Genomic DNA, 18606 nt, shown 5'->3' with positions numbered 1-18606 from the left:
GGAGAAGTCCGAATGAACAGCCAATTCAAACTGGCCAGCCTGACCCTGGCCGCCGCGGCCATGCTGAGCGCCTGCGGTGGCGGCAGCTCCGCTGCGAGCGACGATCCCCCGCCCGCGCGCGGCGCGGTGCAACTGGGCGTCGTTGCCTCGACGACCCCGGTGACCAAGGCGCAGATCGACGCGGGCACCGCGGCCAAGGGCATCGGCGCACTGGCCGGCGCGGCGCAGTGCGACGTCGAGATCCGCTACGTCTACTACTCGACGCGTGATCCGCAGGGCGTGATCGCGATGGCTTCGACCGCCGTGTTCGTGCCGACCGGCAGCGGCGCCGCCTGCTCGGGCAACCGCCCGGTGGTGCTGTATGCCCACGGCACGACCACCGACCAGACCTTCAACATGGCCCAGGTCGACAAGAACGCCGAGGGCTCGCTGGTGATGGCCTTCTACGCCGCCCAGGGCTTCATCGTCGTGGCGCCGAACTACCTCGGCTACGACCGCTCCGGCCTGCAGTACACGACCTACCTGAACGCCGAGCAGTCGGCGATCGAGATGGTCGACGGCCTGCGCGCCGCCAAGACCTACCTGAACGCCGACAGCGCGGTGAAGCCGTCGGCCAAGCTGCTGATCGCGGGCTACTCGCAGGGCGGCCACGTGGCGATGGCCACGCAGAAGGCGATCGAGCGCGACTACGCGTCCGAGTTCACCGTCACCGCCGCGGCGCCGATGTCCGGCCCGTACAACCTGGTGAAGTTCGGCGACGTGATCACCACCACCGGCCCGATCAACGCCGGCGCGACGCTGTTCCTGCCGCTGATGCTGACCAGCTACCAGAAGGCCTACGGCAACATCTACGCGTCGCCGTCCGACGTGTACCAGTCGCCGTATGACAAGACCGCGGAGACGCTGTTCCCGACGAAGTCGACCCTCACGCAGCTGATCCAGGACGGCAAACTGCCGAACGACCCGACCTTCACCAAGCTGTTCGGCACCGGCGGCCTGCTGACGGATTCGTTCCGCGCCGGCTACGCGACCTCCAACTACCGCAAGGCGCTGCAGACCAACACGCTGCTGGGCTGGACGCCGAAGGCGCCGGTGGCGCTGTGCGGTGGCGCCAACGACCCGACGGTGTTCTTCTTCAACACCACCGACGCGCAGGCCGACTTCGCCTCGCGCGGCAAGGCTGTCCCGGCCTCCAACCTGGAGAGCGCGGCCTCGATGCAGTGGGCCGGCGCCACGACGGCGGCCACGATCGCCGGCGGCTTCGCGCAGGCCAAGGCGGCGACGTCCGCCGCTGCCGGCGGCGGCACGGCCGGCGCGGCCGCGGTCCAGGGCGCCTACCACGGCACGCTGGTCCCGCCGTTCTGCAATGCGCTGGCACGCGGCTTCTTCCAATCGGTCCTGGCTGCCCAGCCGTAATCCCCGGCGACCAGAACGGAGACACCATCCATGAACAAGAAAATCACCCTGATCCTGGCCGCCTCGCTGATGGCGCTGGCGGGCGCCGCGAGCGCCGAGACGGCCGTGGGCACCCACACGGTCTACCTGGGCCTGGCCCACATCGACGTGAACAGCAAGGCCGCCCCGCTGGAAGGCGGCACCAAGCAGTTCCCCGCTCCGGGCGCGCAGATCCGTGTCGGTGACGCGACCACCACCGGCTTCGGCTACACCTACCGCTTCGCGCCGCGCTGGAGCGGCGAGATCGCGCTGGGCATCCCGCCCTCGCACAAGATCTACGGCAACGGCGTCATCAAGAACGCCGGCCAGATCGCGGTCGTGCGCCAGATGCCGCCGACGGTGTTCATCAACTACCACCTGGGCGAGTACTTCACCAAGGTGGAGCCCTTCGTCGGCGTGGGCGTGAACTACACCTACTTCGAGAAGAAGCGCAGCACCCCGACCGGCGACGCGATCAGCGGCGGCCCGACCCGGATCACGCTGGAGAACTCCTGGGGCGCCGCGGCGCACGTGGGTTTCACCGTGCACTACACCAAGCAGTGGTCGCTGACCGCGACCGCGGCTTACGCGGACGTGCGCAGCCAGATGCGCTCGTACACGACGACGAACAACGGCACGGAAGAGCTTCACACGAAGATCAACTTCCGCCCGATGGTCTACACGATGTCGCTGGGCTACTCGTTCTGACGGCCGGCCGCTCGACCGCGTGCACCCACGCGGTCGGGGGCTTGCCCCGCCCCGGGCGGTCCGGGGCCGATACACTTGCCGCATGAGCGTGTTGCTGGCCCTGGATAGCTCGACCGAACACATGGCTCTGGCCCTCGTGGGCCAGGGCCATGCTGCTTTTGTGGACGCCGATGGCGGGGCGCTGGCCTCCCAGCGGATGGTCCCCGAGGCGATGGCGCTGCTGAAGCAGGCCGGCGTCGCGCTGGCCCAGGTCGACGCGATCGGCTTCGGGCGCGGCCCCGGCGCCTTCACCGGGCTGCGCACCGCGTGCTCGGTGGCACAGGGCCTGGCCTTCGGCGCCGGCAAGCCGGTGCTGGCCCTGGACAGCCTGATGCTGGTGGCCGAGGACGCGCGCCAGCAGCTCGCCGCCCGCCCGCAGGTCGGCGACGCGGCCGCGCTCGAGATGTGGGTCGCGATGGATGCCCGCATGAACCAGATCTACCTCGGACGTTATCGCTGGGAGGGCGCGCGCTGGTCGGTGCAGCTCGAGCCGGCGTTGGTCGACCTCGAACCGCTGCGCGCGCTCTGGCGCGAGACGCCGCCGGCGATCGTCGCCGGCACCGCACTGGAAGCCTTCGAACTCGACACCGGCGCGGCGCTGCGCGTGCCGGGGACCGTCTCGCGGGCTCGCGCGCTGGGCGCGCTGGCGCAACAGGCCTTCGAGGCCGGGTTGGCCGAGGACGCCGACCACGCGCTGCCGCTCTACGTGCGCGACAAGGTCGCGCTGACGACCGCCGAGCGCGAGGCCGCCAAGGCCGAGGCGCAGGGACTGGTGCCGCGATGAGCGCCCAGCCCAAGGACCTGGCCTGGCCGCCGTCGCTGCAATCGCTGCAGCCGCTGCGCGCGGTCGACCTGGACGAGGTGATGGCCATCGAGGCCGTCGCCTACAGCCACCCGTGGACGCGGGGCAACTTCATCGATTCGATGGCCGCGGGCTATGCCGGCTTCGTCATGCGCGACGAGCAGGCGCGGCTGTGCGGTTATTTCCTCGCGATGCAGGTGATCGACGAGATGCACCTGCTCAACATCACCGTGCCGCCGGAACGCCAGGGCCAGGGCCTGGCGCGCCGCATGCTCGACGCGCTGGGGCTGCTGGCGCGGGCGCGCGGCTGCCACCAGGTCTGGCTGGAAGTGCGCGAGAGCAATGTCCGCGCGCGCCGGCTGTACGAACGCTACGGCTTCGTGCAGAGCGGCCTGCGCCGAGGCTATTACCCGAGCGCCGACGGCCGCGAGGACGCGCTGCTGATGACGCTGCGCCTGACGGAGCACCCCGCATGAGCTGGACCGATCGTCAACGCGCGATGCTGGAGGCGATGGGCCTCAAGCTGTGGACGCCGCCAGCGGCGGCCGAGGCAGGCTCGCCGGCCAAGGTGGCGGCTGATGCGACAGCCGCTCCTGCTGCCACCGCGCCGCCGCGCGCCGTGCCGGTCAGCGCACCGGTCGCCGGTCCGGCGACGCGCGTGCCGCCGATGGACGCCGAGGTCGCGGTCGCGGTCGCGGAACCGCCGCCGCGCCGTGCGCCCGAGCCGTCGCCTCGCACCGCGCCGGTGGCCGCCCCCGTGCTGGCCGCGGCCGCCGCCGACGCGGCGCTGGCGCAGGCCCGCGGCCTGGCGCGCGAGACGATCGCCCGGCTTGACTGGCCCGGCCTGCGCGACGAGGTCGCGCAATGCCGCGCCTGCGCGCTGTGCGAGTCCCGCAAGCACACCGTCTTCGGCGTCGGCAACGAGCGCGCGCACTGGATGGTGGTCGGCGAGGCGCCCGGCGAGAAGGAGGACCTGCAAGGCGAGCCCTTCGTCGGCGCGGCCGGCCAGCTGCTGGACAGCATGCTGCGCGCGATCGGCCTGGGGCGCGGCGAGGGCCCGCCGCAGCGGCAGGTCTACATCGCCAACACGCTGAAGTGCCGCCCGCCGCGCAACCGCAATCCGGATCCCGCGGAGCTGGCGCAATGCGAGCCCTTCCTGCAGCGGCAGATCGAGCTGATCCAGCCGCGCATCATCCTGGCGATGGGGCGCTTCGCGGTGCAGCAGCTGCTGCGCAGCCAGGAGCCGATCGGCCGCCTGCGCGGCCGCGTCCATCGCTACCAGGGCGTGCCGCTGATCGTCACCTACCACCCGGCCTACCTGCTGCGCAACCTGCCCGACAAGGCGCGCGCCTGGGAAGACCTCTGCCTGGCGCTGAAGACGCTGGACGAATCCCCGGCTCGTCCGGAGGCCGGCGGCGGGAGCGCCTGAATGGTCGCGCCGGTGCCGCCCGTGCCGCCGGCAGGCCCGGCTTCCTCCGCCGAGGACCAGGCGGCGCAGTTCCGGCTGCTCGCCGACAACGTGCCGGTGCTGATCGCGGTCTTCGACGCCGCCACGCGCACCTGCCGTTTCGCCAACCGCCAGTACGCGCGCAGCTTCGGGCTGGACGAGGGCAGCGTGCTGGGCCGCACCTTCGCGCAGATCATCGGCGAGGACGCGGCGCAGGAGATCGAGCCCCATGTGCGCCGGGTGCTCGACGAGCGCGTCAGCGTCAGCTACGAACGGCGCCTGGAGCGTCGCGACGGCCGGCCGCACTGGATCGAGGTCAATCTGATCCCCTACCTGCCGCCCGGCGCGGAAGCGGTGCAGTCGACCTTCGTGCTGATCTCCGACATCACCCGCTTCCGCGAGGCCGAACTGGCGGTGCGCGAATCCGAGGACCGGCTGGCCAAGTTCATGGAAGCGTCGATGGAGGGCATCGTCTTCCACCGCGACGGCATCATGACCGACGTGAATCCGCCGCTGTGCGAGCTGGTGGGTTACTCGCTCGACGAACTGATCGGGCGGCCGGCGCTGTCGATGATCGCCGGGGACCAGATCGACACGGTGCGCGCGGTCATGGAGGCCGGCCAGGAGACCCGCTACCCGACCGCGATCCTGCATCGCAGCGGCGCGCGCATCGACGTCGAATTCATCGTCCGCACCCTGTGGCGCAACGGCGAGCGGCTGCGCATGACGATCGTGCGCGACCTGCGTCCCCACCTCGAGGCGCTGGCGCGCATCCAGCACCTGGCGCAGCACGACCCGCTGACCGGCCTGCTGAACCGCTCGACCTTCATGGAGCGGCTGCGCGAGCGCCTGTCGCAGGGCTCGGCGCGGCGGGCGGCGCTGCTGTTCATCGACCTGGACAACTTCAAGCGGGTCAACGACTCGCTCGGCCACCTGGAGGGCGACCGCGTGCTGCGCACCGTGTCCGAGCGCCTGCGCGGCGGGCTGCGCGGCAGCGACCTGGTGGCGCGCTTCGGCGGCGACGAGTTCGTCGTGCTGCTGGAGGACGTGCACCAGCGTAAGGACGTGCAGACCGTGCTGAACGCCTTGCTGAGCGTCGTCGAGGTGCCGGTGCAGGCGGACGGCCGCGACCTGTCGGTGACGCCGTCGATCGGCGTGGCGATGTACCCGGAGCACGGCGAGTCGCCCGAGGACCTGCTGCAGCATGCCGACACCGCGATGTACCTGGCCAAGACCGCCGGCCGCGCGACCTACCGCTTCTTCGAGCCGGCGATGGCCGAGAACGCCTATGCCGACCTGGTGCTGGAGAGCGAGCTCGCCCAGGCGCTGACGGCCGACGAGTTTGTGCTCTTCTACCAACCGCAGGTCGACGCGCGCAGCGGAGAACTGGTGGGCGCCGAGGCGCTGCTGCGCTGGCGGCATCCGCAGCGCGGGCTGCTGGCGCCGGACGCCTTCATCGTCGTGGCCGAGCGGCATCGGCTGATGCTGCCGCTGGGCGAGTGGGTGATGTACGAGGCCGCCCGGCAGGCGCGCGCCTGGCACGAGCGCGGCGTCGCGCCGGTGCCCATCGCCGTCAATCTGTCCAGCATGCAGTTCCGGCTGGCCAGCTTCTCCAAGTCGGTCGCCCATGTGCTGAAGACGGCGGGCGTGCCCGGCGAGTGGCTGGAGCTGGAGCTGACCGAGCGCATGCTGACCGACGAGATCGACCGCCTGCCCGAGCTGCTGCAGACGCTGCGCTCGCAGGGGCTGGCGATCTCGATCGACGACTTCGGCACCGGCTACACCGCGCTCAACCAGCTGACGCGGCTGCCGCTGGACAAGCTGAAGATCGACCAGAGCTTCGTCGCCGTGCTGCCGGACGACGCCGGCGCCGCGGCGATCACCCGCGCGGTGGTGCAGATGGCCAAGGGCCTGGGCCTGCGCATCGGCGCCGAGGGCGTGCGCAACGCGCGGCAATGGCATCTGCTGGCCGAATGGGGCTGCGACGAGCTGCAGGGCGAGGTCATCGCCACCGCGATGCCGGCCGACGAATTCGAAGCATGGCTGGCCCAGCGCGGCGAGCCCCGGCTTCCCAGGATCGACACATGACTTCCAAGACTCCCGACTCCGCCGGCCTGAATGGCGCGGCGTCCGCGGCGCATGGCGCGCCGGCTTCCCCGGCATCCCACGCCACCGATCCGGCCATGACCGCCTTGCTGCGCGACGAGATCGCCGCCGCCGGCGGCTGGCTGCCCTTCGACCGCTACATGAGCCTGGCGCTGTATGCGCCGGGGCTGGGCTACTACGCCAACGCGCGCCGCAAGTTCGGCACGATGCCGCAGCAGGGCTCGGACTTCGTGACGGCGCCGGAGCTGTCGCCGCTGTTCGGCCGCGCGCTGGCGCGGCAGGTCGCGCAGGCGCTGGCGGTCAGCGGCACCAACACGGTGATCGAGTTCGGCGCCGGCAGCGGCGCGCTGGCCGAGCAGCTGCTGGAGGCGCTGGACGCCCTGGGCCAGCCGCTGACGAAGTACTTCATCGTCGACCTGTCCGGCAGTCTGCGCGAACGCCAGGCCGAGCGGCTGGCGCGCTTCGCGCCGCGGGTCGAGTGGCTGGACCGCTGGCCCGAGGAAATCCACGGCGTGATGGTGGCCAACGAGCTGCTGGACGCGATCCCGGTCGACCTGGTGCGCTGGGACGGCCGGCAGTGGCTGCGGCGCGGCGTGGGCCTGGACGGGCAGGGCGGGCTGGTGTTCGTCGACCGCGCCGGCGACGCGCGCCCGCCGCTCCCGCCCGAGGAGGATGCCGGCTTCCTGCCGGACACGGTGACCGAGATCCACCCGCAGGCCGAGGCCTTCGTGCGCACGCTGGCGGAGCGCCTCAAGCGCGGCGCGGCGTTCTTCATCGACTACGGTTTCCCGGAGTCGGAGTACTACCACCCGCAGCGCACCGGCGGCACGCTGATGTGCCACCACCTGCACCGGGCCGATCCCGATCCGCTGGCGCTGCCGGGGCAGAAGGACATCACCGCGCATGTGAACTTCACCGGCATCGCGCTGGCGGGCCAGGACGCGGGGCTGACGGTGCTGGGCTACACGAGCCAGGCCAACTTCCTGATCAACTGCGGCCTGGTCGACCTGATGGGCCAGGCCACGCTGGCGCAGCGCGGCATGGCCCACCGGCTGATCGCCGAGCACGAGATGGGCGAGCTGTTCAAGGTGATCGGCTTCGCGCCGGGCGACGGCTTCGACGCGCTCGGGTTCAGCGCGGGCGATCGGTCTCACGCGCTCTGAGCGCGGCCAGTCGCGCGGCGTGGATCGCCTGCCCGATCGCCGGCCCTTGCTTGCCGGCCGCCAGCGCCGCTGCTGAAATCGCCGACTGGTCGACCGACTGCACCGCCTTCAGGTCGTGCAGCAGCGCGGTCCGCTGCGGGTAGGCGCGGTCCTGCAGGCCGGCACGGCCGCGCGCGTCGCACTCGCAGGCCAGCAGCAGCTGCGCGAAGCGCTCCGGCCGGCGCAGCGCATCGCAACGCTCGATCAGGCGCAGGCGCGCCTCGGCGCTGAAGTCCAGGCTCTGGTGGACATGCGTGTGCTCGCGCGCCACCAGCTCGGCCAGTTCCTTGCAGTCCGACGGCACGCGCCAGCGCTGCGAGAGCGCGGCCGCCAGGGCCACGCCTCGGGCCTCGTGCTTCAAGTGGCGGGGCCATTCGGCCTCGGGCGTCGTGCCCTTGCCCAGGTCGTGGCACAGCGAGGCGTAACGCACCGGCAGCGGCGCGTCGATGCGCGCGCATTCGGCCAGCACCAGCAGCAAGTGAGCGCCGGTGTCGATCTCCGGGTGATGCGCCTCGGGCTGCGGGACCCCGAACAGCCGCGCCAGCTCCGGCGCGATGCGCGCCAGCGCGCCGCAATCGCGCAGGATCTCGATCATCCGCGCCGGATGCCGCTCCATCAGCCCCCGGGAGAGCTCCTGCCAGACGCGTTCGGCGACCAGCGCGTCGGCCTCGCCGGCGTCCACCATGCGGCGCATCAGCGCCATGGTTTCAGGCGCGACCGAGAAGTCTCCGAAGCGCGCCGCGAAGCGGGCCAGGCGCAGGATCCGCACCGGATCCTCGGCGAAGGCCGGCGACACGTGGCGCAGGATCCGCGCCGCGAGATCCCGCTGGCCGCCATAGGGGTCGATCAGCGAACCGTCCTCGGCCCGGGCCATCGCGTTGATCGTCAGGTCGCGTCGGGCCAAGTCCTGTTCGAGGGTGACGTCGGGGTCGGTGTGGAACTGGAAACCGTGGTATCCGGATCCGGTCTTGCGCTCGGTCCGGGCCAGTGCCACCTCTTCATGGGTCACGGGGTGCAGGAACACCGGGAAATCCTTGCCGACGGGCTGAAATCCCTTGTCGATCAAGGACTTGGGTGTGGCTCCGACCACCACCCAATCACGGTCCTGAACCGGCAGGCCCAGCAGGGCGTCCCGGACGGCACCCCCGACGAGATACATCTGATCACTCATGTTGCGGCGCAGCATCCCCAAGGTGTGGGGTGCTCATTTAGGCTGTGTCTCCGTATATTCACCAATGCCACCTGCACACCAGTGTCTGTTCAAACAGACCAGCTACCGAGAGAGACAGTTGTAGCCAGGCAGGTCGGGCAAGCAGTAGGGAGTTTATGAATGAAGTCTGTTCTCCTCCTCTTGCTGGGCGGAATTGGTCTGGCCGCTCAAGCGCAGGAATCCCCGGTCACGGACGCGAAGGCCGTCCATGTGGCCGCCGACACGAGTTTCGTCTCGCAAAGCCAGTCGGCACCGGCCCAGCTGCCGGATGTCAATGAACAGGACGGCGCGGATCAGGTGCTGCCCTCGTTCGTGTCCGAGTCCCAGAACCAGGCCATGATGCTCGGCGGCTTGCTGGCCGCCGGCTTCCTGGTCCGCCGCCGCCGCGATCACTGATCCCGACGGTCCACCTCGCCGCTTCCCGCCGCCTGCCCGCACAGGTGACCGGAAGCGGTTTTTCATGGGGAGAACGGGTCGGCGGGCGTCTCAGGCCTTGAGCACCGGCACCGGCCCGCTGACGTCGCGATAGGGCTCCTCGAAGTCCAGGAAATCCTTCTCCGCGATCGCGTCGGCGATCCACTCGCGCACGCCGGGGGCCGCCTCCACGCGCGCCAGGTAGCCCTTGAGCGCCTCCGGCACCGGCAAGGCGTAGCGCGTCACCCGCATCACGACCGGCGCGAAGAACGCATCCGCCGCGCCGAACGCGCCGAACAGGAAGGGGCCGCCGCTTTGGGCGAGCGCGTCCGTCCACAGCTCGACGATGCGCGCCAGGTCCTTGCGCAGGCCGGGCTCGGAGGCCAGCAGCCGCGGTCCCACCGAGCTCAGGTCGGCGTCGATGTTCATCACGCACAGGCCGCGCAGCTGGCCGAAGCCGCTGTGCATCTCGGCGCACAGGCTGCGCGCGCGGGCGCGCTGGCGCGGATCGCTCGGCCAGATGCCCTTGTCGGGGAAGCGCTCGGCCAGGTACTCGACGATGGCCAGCGAATCCCACACCGCCAGGCCCTCGTCGACCAGCACCGGCACCTTGCCGGTCGGCGTCGCCGCGCCGACCTCGCGGTAGAAGGCCGAGTCCGGCGTGAAGTCGAAGCGCAGCACGCGCTCCTGGAAATCGATGCCCAGGCCCTTCATCAGCACCCAGGGGCGCATCGACCAGGACGAGTAGTTCTTGTTGCCGACGATCAGTTGCATGCGGGAGTCCCTTCGCGTGGAGGAGGACGGCGCCGGCGGGGAGCCGGCGCCGCGGGGTCAGTTGGTGCCGGCGGGCGCGCCCGCCGTGGTGCCGTTGGCCGGGATGTCCGGCGCCGACGCCGCGGCCGGGCCGATGACGCGCCCGAGCCGGTCGCGCAGCTGCGTGCCGCCCTCGCGGCCCATCAGCTGGGCATAGATCGTCGCGTTGGACAGCACCTTGCGCACATAGTCACGGGTCTCCCAGATCGGGATGTTCTCGGTCCAGATGGCGGCGTCGAGCTGCGGCCCCTCGCGCCAGCGTCGCGGACGGTTCGGTCCGGCGTTGTAGGCCGCCGCGGCCATCGCCTGCGAACCGTCGAAGCTGTCCATCACCAGCTTGAGGTAGCCGGTGCCCAGGCGCAGGTTGGTGTCGCGGTCGTGCAGCATGTCGGGCCGGAATTCGACGCCCAGTTTCCTGGCCGTCCACTTGGCGGTCGCCGGCATCACCTGCATCAGGCCGCCGGCGCCGACATGCGAGCGCGCGTCCATCATGAAGCGCGACTCCTGGCGGATCAACCCGTAGACATAGGCCGGGTCCAGGCCCACCGCGGTGGACTGCCGGAGCACGTCGGCGCGATAGGGCATCGGGAAGCGCTGGGCCAGGTCGATCTCGGTGCGCGTGCGTTCGCTGGTCTGGATGCAGCGCTCCCAGAGCTCGCGCTCGCAGGCGGTCTGCGCGACGGCGAGCAGTTCGCGGTCGGACAGGCCGCGCAGGCTGAAGTTCCACTCCCGCTGGCCCTCGCTGCGCAGGCCCACCGCCAGCAGCTGCAGCGCGCGCTGGATGCCGGGATTGGCCAGCGCCTGCGCCCGTTCCTGCGCGCTCAGCTCGGCCGGCGAGGGCGGCAGCGGCAGGCGCAGCTTGAGTTCGTCCGCGGCGAGCTTGCCGTAGAAACTCAGCGGCGACGCGATCGCGCGCAGTGACTCCAGGGCCTCGCGACGCTGGGCGTCGCCGGCAGGGCCGTTCGCCGCGAGCTGCTGCTGGGCCTTGGCGCGCCAGTACTGCCAGGTGATGTCCTTCTGGTCCGACGGCTTCATCAGCGCGATCGCCGACACCAACTGCTCCGGCCGGCTGGCGCCGGCATCGCCGCGCAGCGCGGCGCGGGCGATCCAGCTCACCGTGTCGTCGCTCCATTCGAGCGGCCCGCCCAGCCGCGCCTGCAGCTTCAGCGCGCGTTCGAAGTGGTCGTTGGCCTCGTCCTTCAGCCGCAGCGCGGCCTGCCGGCCGTACTGGGCCCACAGCCAGGCGGACAGGTCATTGGGCAGCTTCGGCGCCCAGCGGCGAACGTCGTCTTCGGCCTTGTCGTAGTCGGTGGCGAGCAGCCGCATCAGCGCCAGCAGCGTCAGCTCCGCTTTGGCGCGCGGGGACGCGGCGGCCTTGCGCTGGAGGTAGCGGTCGGGCTTGTCCATCAACTCGGCGATCGCGTCCTGGTCGGCCTTGGACAGCAGCGCCGCGGCCTGCTTCACGGCGCGCGGCTTGTTGGTCTCGACGACCAGCCGCAGCTTGCGCCAGACATCCGAGTCCTTGAACTGGCCGTTCTCGTGCAGCGTCGCGGCCAGCATGTTGCAGCCCTCGTCGGCGTCGCGCTGCGCCAGCCAGGCGGTGCGCGCCGCCTCGCGGAGCTCGCGCGCCGGCGGGTCGGCCAGCAGCGTGTAGCAGACGACCTCGCGGTCGTCCTGCATCTTGTAGCCGGCCAGGTCGCGACGGAAGTTGGCCCAGTCGCGCCGGTGGCCCAGTTCGAGCAGCCAGTCGTTGCGCAGGCGGTCCTCGACGTAGCTGCCGGGCCAGCGGGCGTAGAAGGCGGTGATCTCGGGCTGCTGCGCGTCGGCCAGCCGGGCGTTCAGCTCCCAGTAGTCGAACCAGGGCGCGAGCGGGTGCTGCTGGTCGAAGGCGACCTGCCGCATCGCGGCCAGCCGCGAGCGGTCGCGGGTGCGCCAGGCCTCGCGGGCGTCGGTCACCAGGTCCGGCAGCGGCGGTGGCGGATTGGGCACGACGGCGAAGGGCATCGTCGACTGCGCGACGGCGGGGAGGGCCGTCCAGGCGCAGAGCGCGCCCAGGGTGGCGCAGGCGAGGGCGGTTACAGTGATTCGAGCGAACTTCATGACCGACTGCGATGAATGATTCCCCCACGGCCCCCGACGCCGCCGGCATCGCCGGCAAGACCTGGCCCCATGAGCGAAGCGAATTGCGCCGCGCCTTGCTGGCGCGCCGCCGCGAATGGTCGGCCGGCGCCGAGGCCCGTCTCGCCGCCGACAAGCTGGGCGAGCAGTTGCTTCCGCTGCTGCGCCAGCTCGAGCCGCTGAGCCTCGGCCTGTACTGGCCGCTGGAGGGTGAATTTAACGCAGCGGCCTGGGCCGCGACGCACAAGCTCGGCGGGGCGATGCAACTGGCGTTGCCGTTCGCCCGCAAGGCCGGCGACCGCGGGCCGGCGGCGATGGAGTTCCGGCGCTGGGACGGCACCCCGCCCACGCTCAAGGACGAGTGCGGCATCCCCTGCGCCACCGGCCCGGTGCTCGTGCCCGAGGTGCTGCTGGTGCCCTGCCTGGGCTACACGCGCGAGGGGTTCCGGCTCGGCTACGGCGGCGGTTATTTCGACCGCTGGCTGGAAGCGCATCCCGGCGTCACAACGATCGGCCTGGCCTGGAGTTGCTGCGAAGCCAGCTTCGAGGTGCAGCCGCACGACCAGGCGATGACCGTCGTCGTGACCGAGCGCGAGGTGCTCGCGCCCTGAGGCGGCGAGGCGCTCAGCCCGAGTGCTCGTCCACGGGCGGATCGGGCTCGCCGATCGCGCGCCGGGTGAGCGCCGACTGCTCGCCGATCCAACGCGCGAACTCGACGACCTCGGGCCGCTGCCGCCCGTGCGCCGACATCATGAGCCAGTAGACCGTCGGGCAGTCGGTGCGGCCGGCCGCGCCGAAGGGCTCGACCAGCTCGCCGCGCTCCAGCGCCTCGTAGATCAGCGGCAGCCGCGCCAGCGCGACCGCCTGGCCCGAGACCGCGGCCTGGATCTGCTGGTAGGTGAAGTTCAGGTACATCCAGCGCCGCGGCTGCAGGTCGGGCGCGCCGTGCAGCGCCAGCCAGCGCCGCCAGCTCAGGAACAGGCCGCTGGGGCGCTGGTCGTCCTCCTCGGCCAGCGTGTACTGGCGCAGGTCGGCCGCCTGGCCCAGCGGCGGGCCCTGGCCCTCCTGCGCCTGCTTCGCGACCCAGGGGTTGACCACCGGCGTGAGCATCTCGCCGAACATCCGCTGCGCCGACGGCACCACCCGGTTGGGCGCGGCATAACGCAGCGCGACGTCGAACTCGCTGTCGTCGATCTCGACCAGCTGGTCGAGCGCGGACACGCGGATGTCCATGTCCGGATGCTCGCGCTGGAAGGCCTCCAGGCGCGGGATCAGCCACAGCGACGCGAACGAGGCGAAAGTGGTGACGTTGACCACGCGTCGGCCGCGCGTCGAGCGGATCTGGCGCACGGTGCTGTCCAGCCGTTCCAGCATCGGCTCGACCGCCGCCAGCAGCAGCTTGCCGTCCGGCGCCAGCTCGACATGGCGGGTGCCGCGCAGGAAGAGCGTCGCGCCGAGTTCCTCCTCCAGCGAGCGGATCTGGCGGCTGATGGCGGACTGGGTCAGGTAGAGCTCGTCGGCGGCGGCGCTGAAGCTCAGCCGCCGGGCCACCGCCTCGAAGGCGCGCAGCGGACCGACGGCGAGCGGGCGATGGCGAGGCGGATTCATGCGCGGATGGTATCAATCGACGCGCGAAGACTCATTGGACCGGCATGCGGGGCAACCCTAATATCCCTCCATGTCCACGAGGAACGCCGCCAAGTGCGCGGGCCGCCCGCTGGACGGGGAGCCGATCATGAACGTCATGCAAAAGTCATCAATCCAGGTCAGCCGCGACGATGCCGCGTGGGCCTTGTCCGCGGGCGAGGCGATGAGCCTGCCGATCGGCCCGGGCCGCCGCGAGCTGCATGTGCTCGACGGGCGCGTCTGGGTGACGCAGCGCGGCGACCTGAACCTGCCGGCTCAGGACTTCTGGCTGTCGGCCGGGGAGACCCTGGAAGTGGCCAGCGGCACCGAACTGGTCGTGGAAGCCTGGCCGACCGCCCGCTTCCAGCTGATGGTGCCGCCGCAGGCCTGCGCCGCCCAGCGCGCGCGGCGCGTCAGCCGGCTGCCTTCTTTCGGGCAGCTGTTCGGCCAGCGCCTGGCGAACGCTTGAGCGCCGGAGCCGTGGCCTTGACCGGTTTCAGCTTCCTGTCGGTGCTGGGCTCGGCGGTGGTGCCGGCGCTCTTCTTCGGCGTGCTGGCCTTCGGCTTCGCATTGGCCGAGCGCAAGGCCGACTCCATCGCCAGCCGCCCCCAGGGCAGCATCAGCGCAGTCGACTCCAGCGTCTCCTCCGGCGGCCGGAAGTAATTCAGGCTGGCGACCTCCTGTCGCCCGTCCTTGCCGGTCTTCGCGTACCGGAAGGGCTCGCAGCCGGCCTCGAGGTAGCGCGGCTGGCTGACGGCGTCCGCCTTCAGGTAGAGCTCGTCGCGGCTGATGATGGCCAGGAACAGGTCGTCGACATACAGCCCGAAGCCCCCGAACATCCGCCGCGCCAGCACCGGCCCGAGCGGCGCCAGCAGCTCCATGCAGTGGTTGGCGAAATCGCTGCCCGCGCCGGCGACGCGCCGGACGGTTCCCGTGGTGGTGGTGCCTCGTGCCATGGCGGCGACTCTAGCAACCCGCGTCCGGCGCGGCCACAATGGCCGGCTCCGGGGCCCGTCGGTCCCGCTGGGCAACGCGAAGGGGCCGGATGGATCCGAACGACAAGCTGCCGATTTCCGAAGACCGCCAGGCGCTGCGCGAGCGCCTGATCCGCGAGCGCCTGGACCTGCCGGGCCGCCTGGAACTCGCGGACCTGGTGCAGGGCGTGCTGCGCGTGTGGCTGGTGGGACGCAAGGAAAAGCGCATCGCGGCGTACTGGCCGATCAAGGGCGAATTCGATCCGCTGCCGGCGCTGTACCGCTGGAGCGAGGTCGATCCGGAACGCCGCATCGGCCTGCCCGTCGTCGATCGCGAGCAGGGTCGCCTGCGCTTCCACGTCTGGTATCCCGGCTGCCCGATGGAAGAGGACGCGACCGGCATCACCAAGCCCAAGGACACCGAGGCCTTCGAACCCGAACTCCTGCTGCTGCCCTGCCTGGGCTACGGCCCGGGCGGCATCCGCATGGGCTACGGCGGCGGCTTCATGCTGCGCACCATCGCGCAGATACAGCCTCGGCCGCAGGCCGTGGGCGTCGGTTTCAGCCACGGCTTCCAGCCGACGCTGACCGCCCAGCCGAACGACGTGCGGCTGGACGCGATGCTGACCGAGATGGGAGTGGTCTGGGAGAATCCGCGCGCATGAACGCCGTCGATTCCCCCGTCCGCCCGACCGCCGACACGCTGGAGGCGCTGTATGTGGCCCACCTCGCCGAGCAGCAGCGTCGCACCGAACACGCGCTCCATCGCGGTGGCTACGACGCGCTGCTGATCGCGTCCGGTGTCGAGAAGTTCGCCTTCCTCGACGACCGGCCCTACGTCTTCCAGCCCAACCCCCACTTCAAACTGTGGGTGCCGCTGATCCGCCATCCGGACAGCTGGCTGGTGATCCGTCCCGGCCACCGGCCCCGGCTGGTCTACGTCCAGCCCGAGGACTACTGGCATGTGCCGCCCGAGGCGCCGAGCGGCTTCTGGGTGGAGCACTTCGAACTGATCGTGGTGCGCACCCCGGGCGAAGCGCTGCCCTACCTGCAGCTGCCGGGCGAGCTGGCGATCGTCGGCGAGGCCGACGCGGCCTTGGGCGACATCGTCCCGAACAACCCGCCCGAGGTGCTGAACCCCCTGCATCACGCGCGCGCGGTGAAGACCGGCTACGAGCTGCTGCGCCTGCGCGAGGCATCGACACTGGGCGCGACGGCGCACCTGGCCGCGCAGCGCGCCTTCCGCGACGGCCGGTCGGAGGCGGCGATCCATGCCGCCTACCTCCAGGCCTGCGGCCTGGCCGAGCGCGACCTGCCCTACGGCAACATCGTCGCCCTGAACGAGCACGCCGCGGTGCTGCATTACCAGTACCAGGACCAGCAAGCGCCGGCGCAGTCGCTGTCGCTGCTGATCGACGCGGGCGCGCACAGCTGCGGGTACGCCTCGGACATCACCCGCACCACCGGCAACGGCGACGCCGTCTTCCAGGCGCTGGTCGACGCGATGGAGGCCGCGCAGCTGCGCCTGGTCGATCGCGTGCGCGCGGGCGTCGACTACCGCGACATCCACCTGGCCTCGCACCGCGAGATCGCCGGCGTGCTGCGGCAGCTGGGCATCGTGCGGATGGACGAGGACGCGATGCTCGCGCAGGGCGTGACCTCGACCTTCCTGCCGCATGGCATCGGCCACCTGCTCGGCCTGCAGGTGCACGACATCGGCGGCTTCATGGCCGGCGAGGACGGCGGCACGATCCCCAAGCCCGACGGTCACCCCTACTTGCGGCTGACGCGCATGCTGCAGCCCGGCATGGTGGTGACGATCGAGCCGGGGCTGTACTTCATCCCGATGCTGCTGGACAAGCTGCGCGCGACGCCCGCGGCGGCGCAGGTGGACTGGGCGCTGGTCAAGCACCTCAGCGCCTTCGGCGGCGTGCGCATCGAAGACGATGTCGCCTGCCGCGACAGCGGCGCGCCCGAGAACCTGACGCGGGACGCGTTCGCGGCGCTGGGCTGAGCGCTGGCGCCCTCGGCGCCCACCCCGTTACGCATGAAAAAAGGGCCCGCGGGCCCTTTCGTTCATCGTTCCGGTCGTCGAGCGGCGCCCGATGACGGTCGCTGGCGGGCGCTCGCTCGCCGGCCTCAGGCTGCCTTGCGGCGGCGCGCCATGCCCAGGCCGACCAGCGCCAGCCCGGCCAGTGCCAGCGAACCCGGCTCCGGCACGGTCGTCAGCTGCACGTTCCAGTTGTTGATCACGCCGACGTCGGCGCCGGCCAGGTCGGCCACGCGCAGCGTCCAGGTGCCGAAGGCGTCCTGGCCGTTGAAGGCCGACAGCAGTTCTTCCGCGCGGAAGCTGCCGGTGAACGGCGCGGCGCCATTGGCGACGGCGGTGGTCGCCGCATCGTCGAAGACGGTGTTGAAGAAGTTGTCGGCCGATCCGCCGCGGCGGTTGAACAGCTGGACGGTGGTGCCGGTGGGCGCGATCAGCCAGATCGCCAGGTCGGCGTCATAGGTGTGGCGCAGGTCGACGATCGAGACGTTGACGTCGCTCAGCGTGCCGCGGGTGTCCACGTTCAGCGTGGAGGTCACGACGCAGCGGTCGCAGATGGCGGTCGGCGTGGTGCTGGAGGCGGTCACGACCGCGGCTTGGGCGGTGAAGGCGGTGGTCAGGGAGGCGGCGCAGACGGCCAGCAGACGCTTGAAGGTCATGGAGTCAGGGTCACAAAAAGGTGGCTTGTGACTCCATGTAAGCAGTGTTCATGCCAATGAATTAGGGATGGCGTTCGAATCCCTTCTGGCATAGGTACTTGGCGCTTTTTGCGTGAACAATTCCCGGCGCTCCGCGCGTGCGGTTTTAACGAACTGTCAAGAATCCCGACGTTTGGCTGCTTGCGCCGTCCCCTCAGCCGATGCGAGGGCCGAGGGGATGAAACGGATTTCTGGGACTCAGAACCGATAGCTGGCGCCGACGCCGATCAGCAGCGGATCGATCTTGAACTTGCCGACCGACGCGCCCTTGGAGCGCACCTCGGTGTCCATCTTGAGCTTCTTGATGTCGAGGTTGATCGACCACCTCGGATCCAGCATCACGTCGAAACCGGCCTGCAGGGCCAGGCCGACGCTCTGCTTCTCGATGCTGGGCGCCAGCGCCGCCTGCACGGCCGGCTCGAAGCGGGCGCTGGAGAAGCGCGTGTAGTTGAGGCCGGCGCCAAGGTAGGGGCGGAACTGCCCGTCCGGGTTGAAGTGGTACTGCAGCGTCAGCGTCGGCGGCAGGTGCTTCACGGTTCCGATGCGCACGCCGTTGCTGCGCAGCGTGTGCCGTTGCGGCACGGTCAGGATCAGCTCGGTCGCCAGGTTCGGCGTGATGAAGTAGCTGATGTCGACTTCGGGAATCGTCTTGCGGCTCAGCGACAGGCCGAGCCCGGTCCGGTCCTTGTCCGCCGGGTCGATGTTCACCGCGCGGGCGCGGATCACCCAGGGGCTGCCCTGCGCATGCGCGGGCAGCGCGGTGGTCGTCATCAGCGCCGTGAGCGCCATGAGCGCCGCGGCGCCGAGGGACAAGCGGGATCGGGTGGGGATGCGGGACATGCGTTCACTCCTGGTCAATGGGTGACCGGCATTGAACGTGGGCCTCGGGCCGCTGGCCTTGACCGTTCACAAGGAACGGCGGCGCGGCATGAAGACCGCCCGCGGCGGCGCGGACCGCTTGCGCGGTG

The 18606-nt window shown here is 70.9% G+C and carries 19 protein-coding genes; 12 read left to right on the top strand and 7 right to left on the bottom strand.

The genetic code is table 11. The annotated features are described in order from the left end of the window. Positions 1 to 12: 12 nt before the first annotated feature. The 7 genes from BM393_RS15250 to BM393_RS15220 all read left to right on the top strand — a co-directional run bounded on the left by BM393_RS15250 (position 13) and on the right by BM393_RS15220 (position 7699). Positions 13 to 1416, top strand: a complete 1404-nt coding sequence (locus BM393_RS15250; RefSeq protein ID WP_091727852.1) for a lipase family protein — start codon at positions 13 to 15, stop codon at positions 1414 to 1416. A gap of 30 nt (positions 1417 to 1446) precedes the next feature. After that, positions 1447 to 2142, top strand: coding sequence for an OmpW family protein (locus BM393_RS15245; protein WP_091727849.1), 696 nt, complete (start codon positions 1447 to 1449; stop codon positions 2140 to 2142). An 82-nt stretch (positions 2143 to 2224) separates the two neighbouring features. Continuing rightward, the gene (gene tsaB / locus BM393_RS15240) at positions 2225 to 2965 is read left to right on the top strand and encodes a tRNA (adenosine(37)-N6)-threonylcarbamoyltransferase complex dimerization subunit type 1 TsaB (RefSeq protein WP_091727846.1); all 741 of its coding nucleotides are present in this window, start codon (positions 2225 to 2227) and stop codon (positions 2963 to 2965) included. Beyond that, entirely contained in the window at positions 2962 to 3459 is a 498-nt protein-coding gene (rimI, locus tag BM393_RS15235) for a ribosomal protein S18-alanine N-acetyltransferase (protein WP_091727842.1), read from the top strand. The genes tsaB and rimI overlap by 4 nt, the downstream gene beginning before the upstream one ends. After that, entirely contained in the window at positions 3456 to 4412 is a 957-nt protein-coding gene (locus BM393_RS15230) for a uracil-DNA glycosylase family protein (RefSeq protein WP_091727839.1), read from the top strand. Before rimI ends, BM393_RS15230 begins: the two co-directional genes overlap by 4 nt. Further along, positions 4413 to 6518 carry a bifunctional diguanylate cyclase/phosphodiesterase gene (locus BM393_RS15225; RefSeq protein WP_091727836.1) on the top strand — a complete coding sequence of 702 codons (2106 nt, stop codon included), beginning with the start codon at positions 4413 to 4415 and terminating at the stop codon, positions 6516 to 6518. It abuts the gene before it with no gap. Positions 6519 to 6613: 95 nt separating this feature from the next. Continuing rightward, complete coding sequence (locus BM393_RS15220) at positions 6614 to 7699, top strand: class I SAM-dependent methyltransferase (RefSeq protein ID WP_091731612.1); 1086 nt, start codon at positions 6614 to 6616, stop codon at positions 7697 to 7699. On the opposite strand, the gene BM393_RS15215 is transcribed toward BM393_RS15220, so the two are convergent. Beyond that, positions 7668 to 8909 carry a multifunctional CCA addition/repair protein gene (locus BM393_RS15215; protein ID WP_091731609.1) on the bottom strand — a complete coding sequence of 414 codons (1242 nt, stop codon included), beginning with the start codon at positions 8907 to 8909 and terminating at the stop codon, positions 7668 to 7670. The two genes, BM393_RS15220 and BM393_RS15215, sit on opposite strands and share 32 nt — an antisense overlap. Before the next feature lie 159 nt (positions 8910 to 9068). Here BM393_RS15215 and BM393_RS15210 point away from each other — a divergent pair, with 159 nt between their 5' ends. Further along, complete coding sequence (locus BM393_RS15210) at positions 9069 to 9344, top strand: hypothetical protein (protein WP_141225350.1); 276 nt, start codon at positions 9069 to 9071, stop codon at positions 9342 to 9344. Between the two features lie 90 nt (positions 9345 to 9434). On the opposite strand, the gene BM393_RS15205 is transcribed toward BM393_RS15210, so the two are convergent. Both BM393_RS15205 and BM393_RS15200 read right to left on the bottom strand, forming a co-directional pair. Further along, the gene (locus BM393_RS15205) at positions 9435 to 10136 is read right to left on the bottom strand and encodes a glutathione S-transferase family protein (protein WP_091727827.1); all 702 of its coding nucleotides are present in this window, start codon (positions 10134 to 10136) and stop codon (positions 9435 to 9437) included. Between the two features lie 57 nt (positions 10137 to 10193). Then, positions 10194 to 12275 carry a lytic transglycosylase domain-containing protein gene (locus tag BM393_RS15200; protein ID WP_091727824.1) on the bottom strand — a complete coding sequence of 694 codons (2082 nt, stop codon included), beginning with the start codon at positions 12273 to 12275 and terminating at the stop codon, positions 10194 to 10196. A gap of 11 nt (positions 12276 to 12286) precedes the next feature. Between BM393_RS15200 and BM393_RS15195 the strand changes: the two genes are divergently transcribed. Further along, on the top strand, positions 12287 to 12904 hold the full coding sequence (locus BM393_RS15195) for a 5-formyltetrahydrofolate cyclo-ligase (protein ID WP_091727821.1): 618 nt from the start codon (positions 12287 to 12289) through the stop codon (positions 12902 to 12904). A 13-nt stretch (positions 12905 to 12917) separates the two neighbouring features. On the opposite strand, the gene BM393_RS15190 is transcribed toward BM393_RS15195, so the two are convergent. Then, positions 12918 to 13901 (bottom strand): LysR family transcriptional regulator, encoded by a 984-nt coding sequence (locus tag BM393_RS15190; RefSeq protein ID WP_091727818.1) that lies wholly within the window; start codon positions 13899 to 13901, stop codon positions 12918 to 12920. A gap of 127 nt (positions 13902 to 14028) precedes the next feature. Between BM393_RS15190 and BM393_RS15185 the strand changes: the two genes are divergently transcribed. Continuing rightward, positions 14029 to 14388, top strand: coding sequence for a DUF2917 domain-containing protein (locus BM393_RS15185; protein ID WP_175538354.1), 360 nt, complete (start codon positions 14029 to 14031; stop codon positions 14386 to 14388). Here the strand turns inward: BM393_RS15185 and BM393_RS15180 are convergent. Beyond that, on the bottom strand, positions 14333 to 14875 hold the full coding sequence (locus BM393_RS15180; RefSeq protein ID WP_254783467.1) for a TfoX/Sxy family protein: 543 nt from the start codon (positions 14873 to 14875) through the stop codon (positions 14333 to 14335). The genes BM393_RS15185 and BM393_RS15180 overlap by 56 nt on opposite strands. A gap of 89 nt (positions 14876 to 14964) precedes the next feature. Between BM393_RS15180 and BM393_RS15175 the strand changes: the two genes are divergently transcribed. Together BM393_RS15175 and pepQ are read left to right on the top strand one after the other, a co-directional pair. Continuing rightward, on the top strand, positions 14965 to 15558 hold the full coding sequence (locus tag BM393_RS15175) for a 5-formyltetrahydrofolate cyclo-ligase (protein WP_091727809.1): 594 nt from the start codon (positions 14965 to 14967) through the stop codon (positions 15556 to 15558). Then, complete coding sequence (gene pepQ, locus BM393_RS15170) at positions 15555 to 16907, top strand: Xaa-Pro dipeptidase (RefSeq protein ID WP_091727806.1); 1353 nt, start codon at positions 15555 to 15557, stop codon at positions 16905 to 16907. The genes BM393_RS15175 and pepQ overlap by 4 nt, the downstream gene beginning before the upstream one ends. Positions 16908 to 17032: 125 nt before the next feature. Here the strand turns inward: pepQ and BM393_RS15165 are convergent, their stop codons facing one another. After that, the gene (locus BM393_RS15165) at positions 17033 to 17599 is read right to left on the bottom strand and encodes a proprotein convertase P-domain-containing protein (RefSeq protein ID WP_091727803.1); all 567 of its coding nucleotides are present in this window, start codon (positions 17597 to 17599) and stop codon (positions 17033 to 17035) included. 237 nt (positions 17600 to 17836) lie between these two features. Next, positions 17837 to 18478: an OmpW family protein gene (locus BM393_RS15160; protein ID WP_404932649.1), complete on the bottom strand. Its 642-nt coding sequence runs from the start codon at positions 18476 to 18478 to the stop codon at positions 17837 to 17839. Between the last annotated feature and the right edge of the window lie 128 nt (positions 18479 to 18606).

Origin of the sequence: Mitsuaria sp. PDC51, assembly GCF_900113225.1 — a bacterium.
Lineage (GTDB): Bacteria > Pseudomonadota > Gammaproteobacteria > Burkholderiales > Burkholderiaceae_C > Roseateles.
Note: the sequence above shows the minus strand (reverse complement) of the source record. Positions and strands in the feature narration are given on the sequence as shown.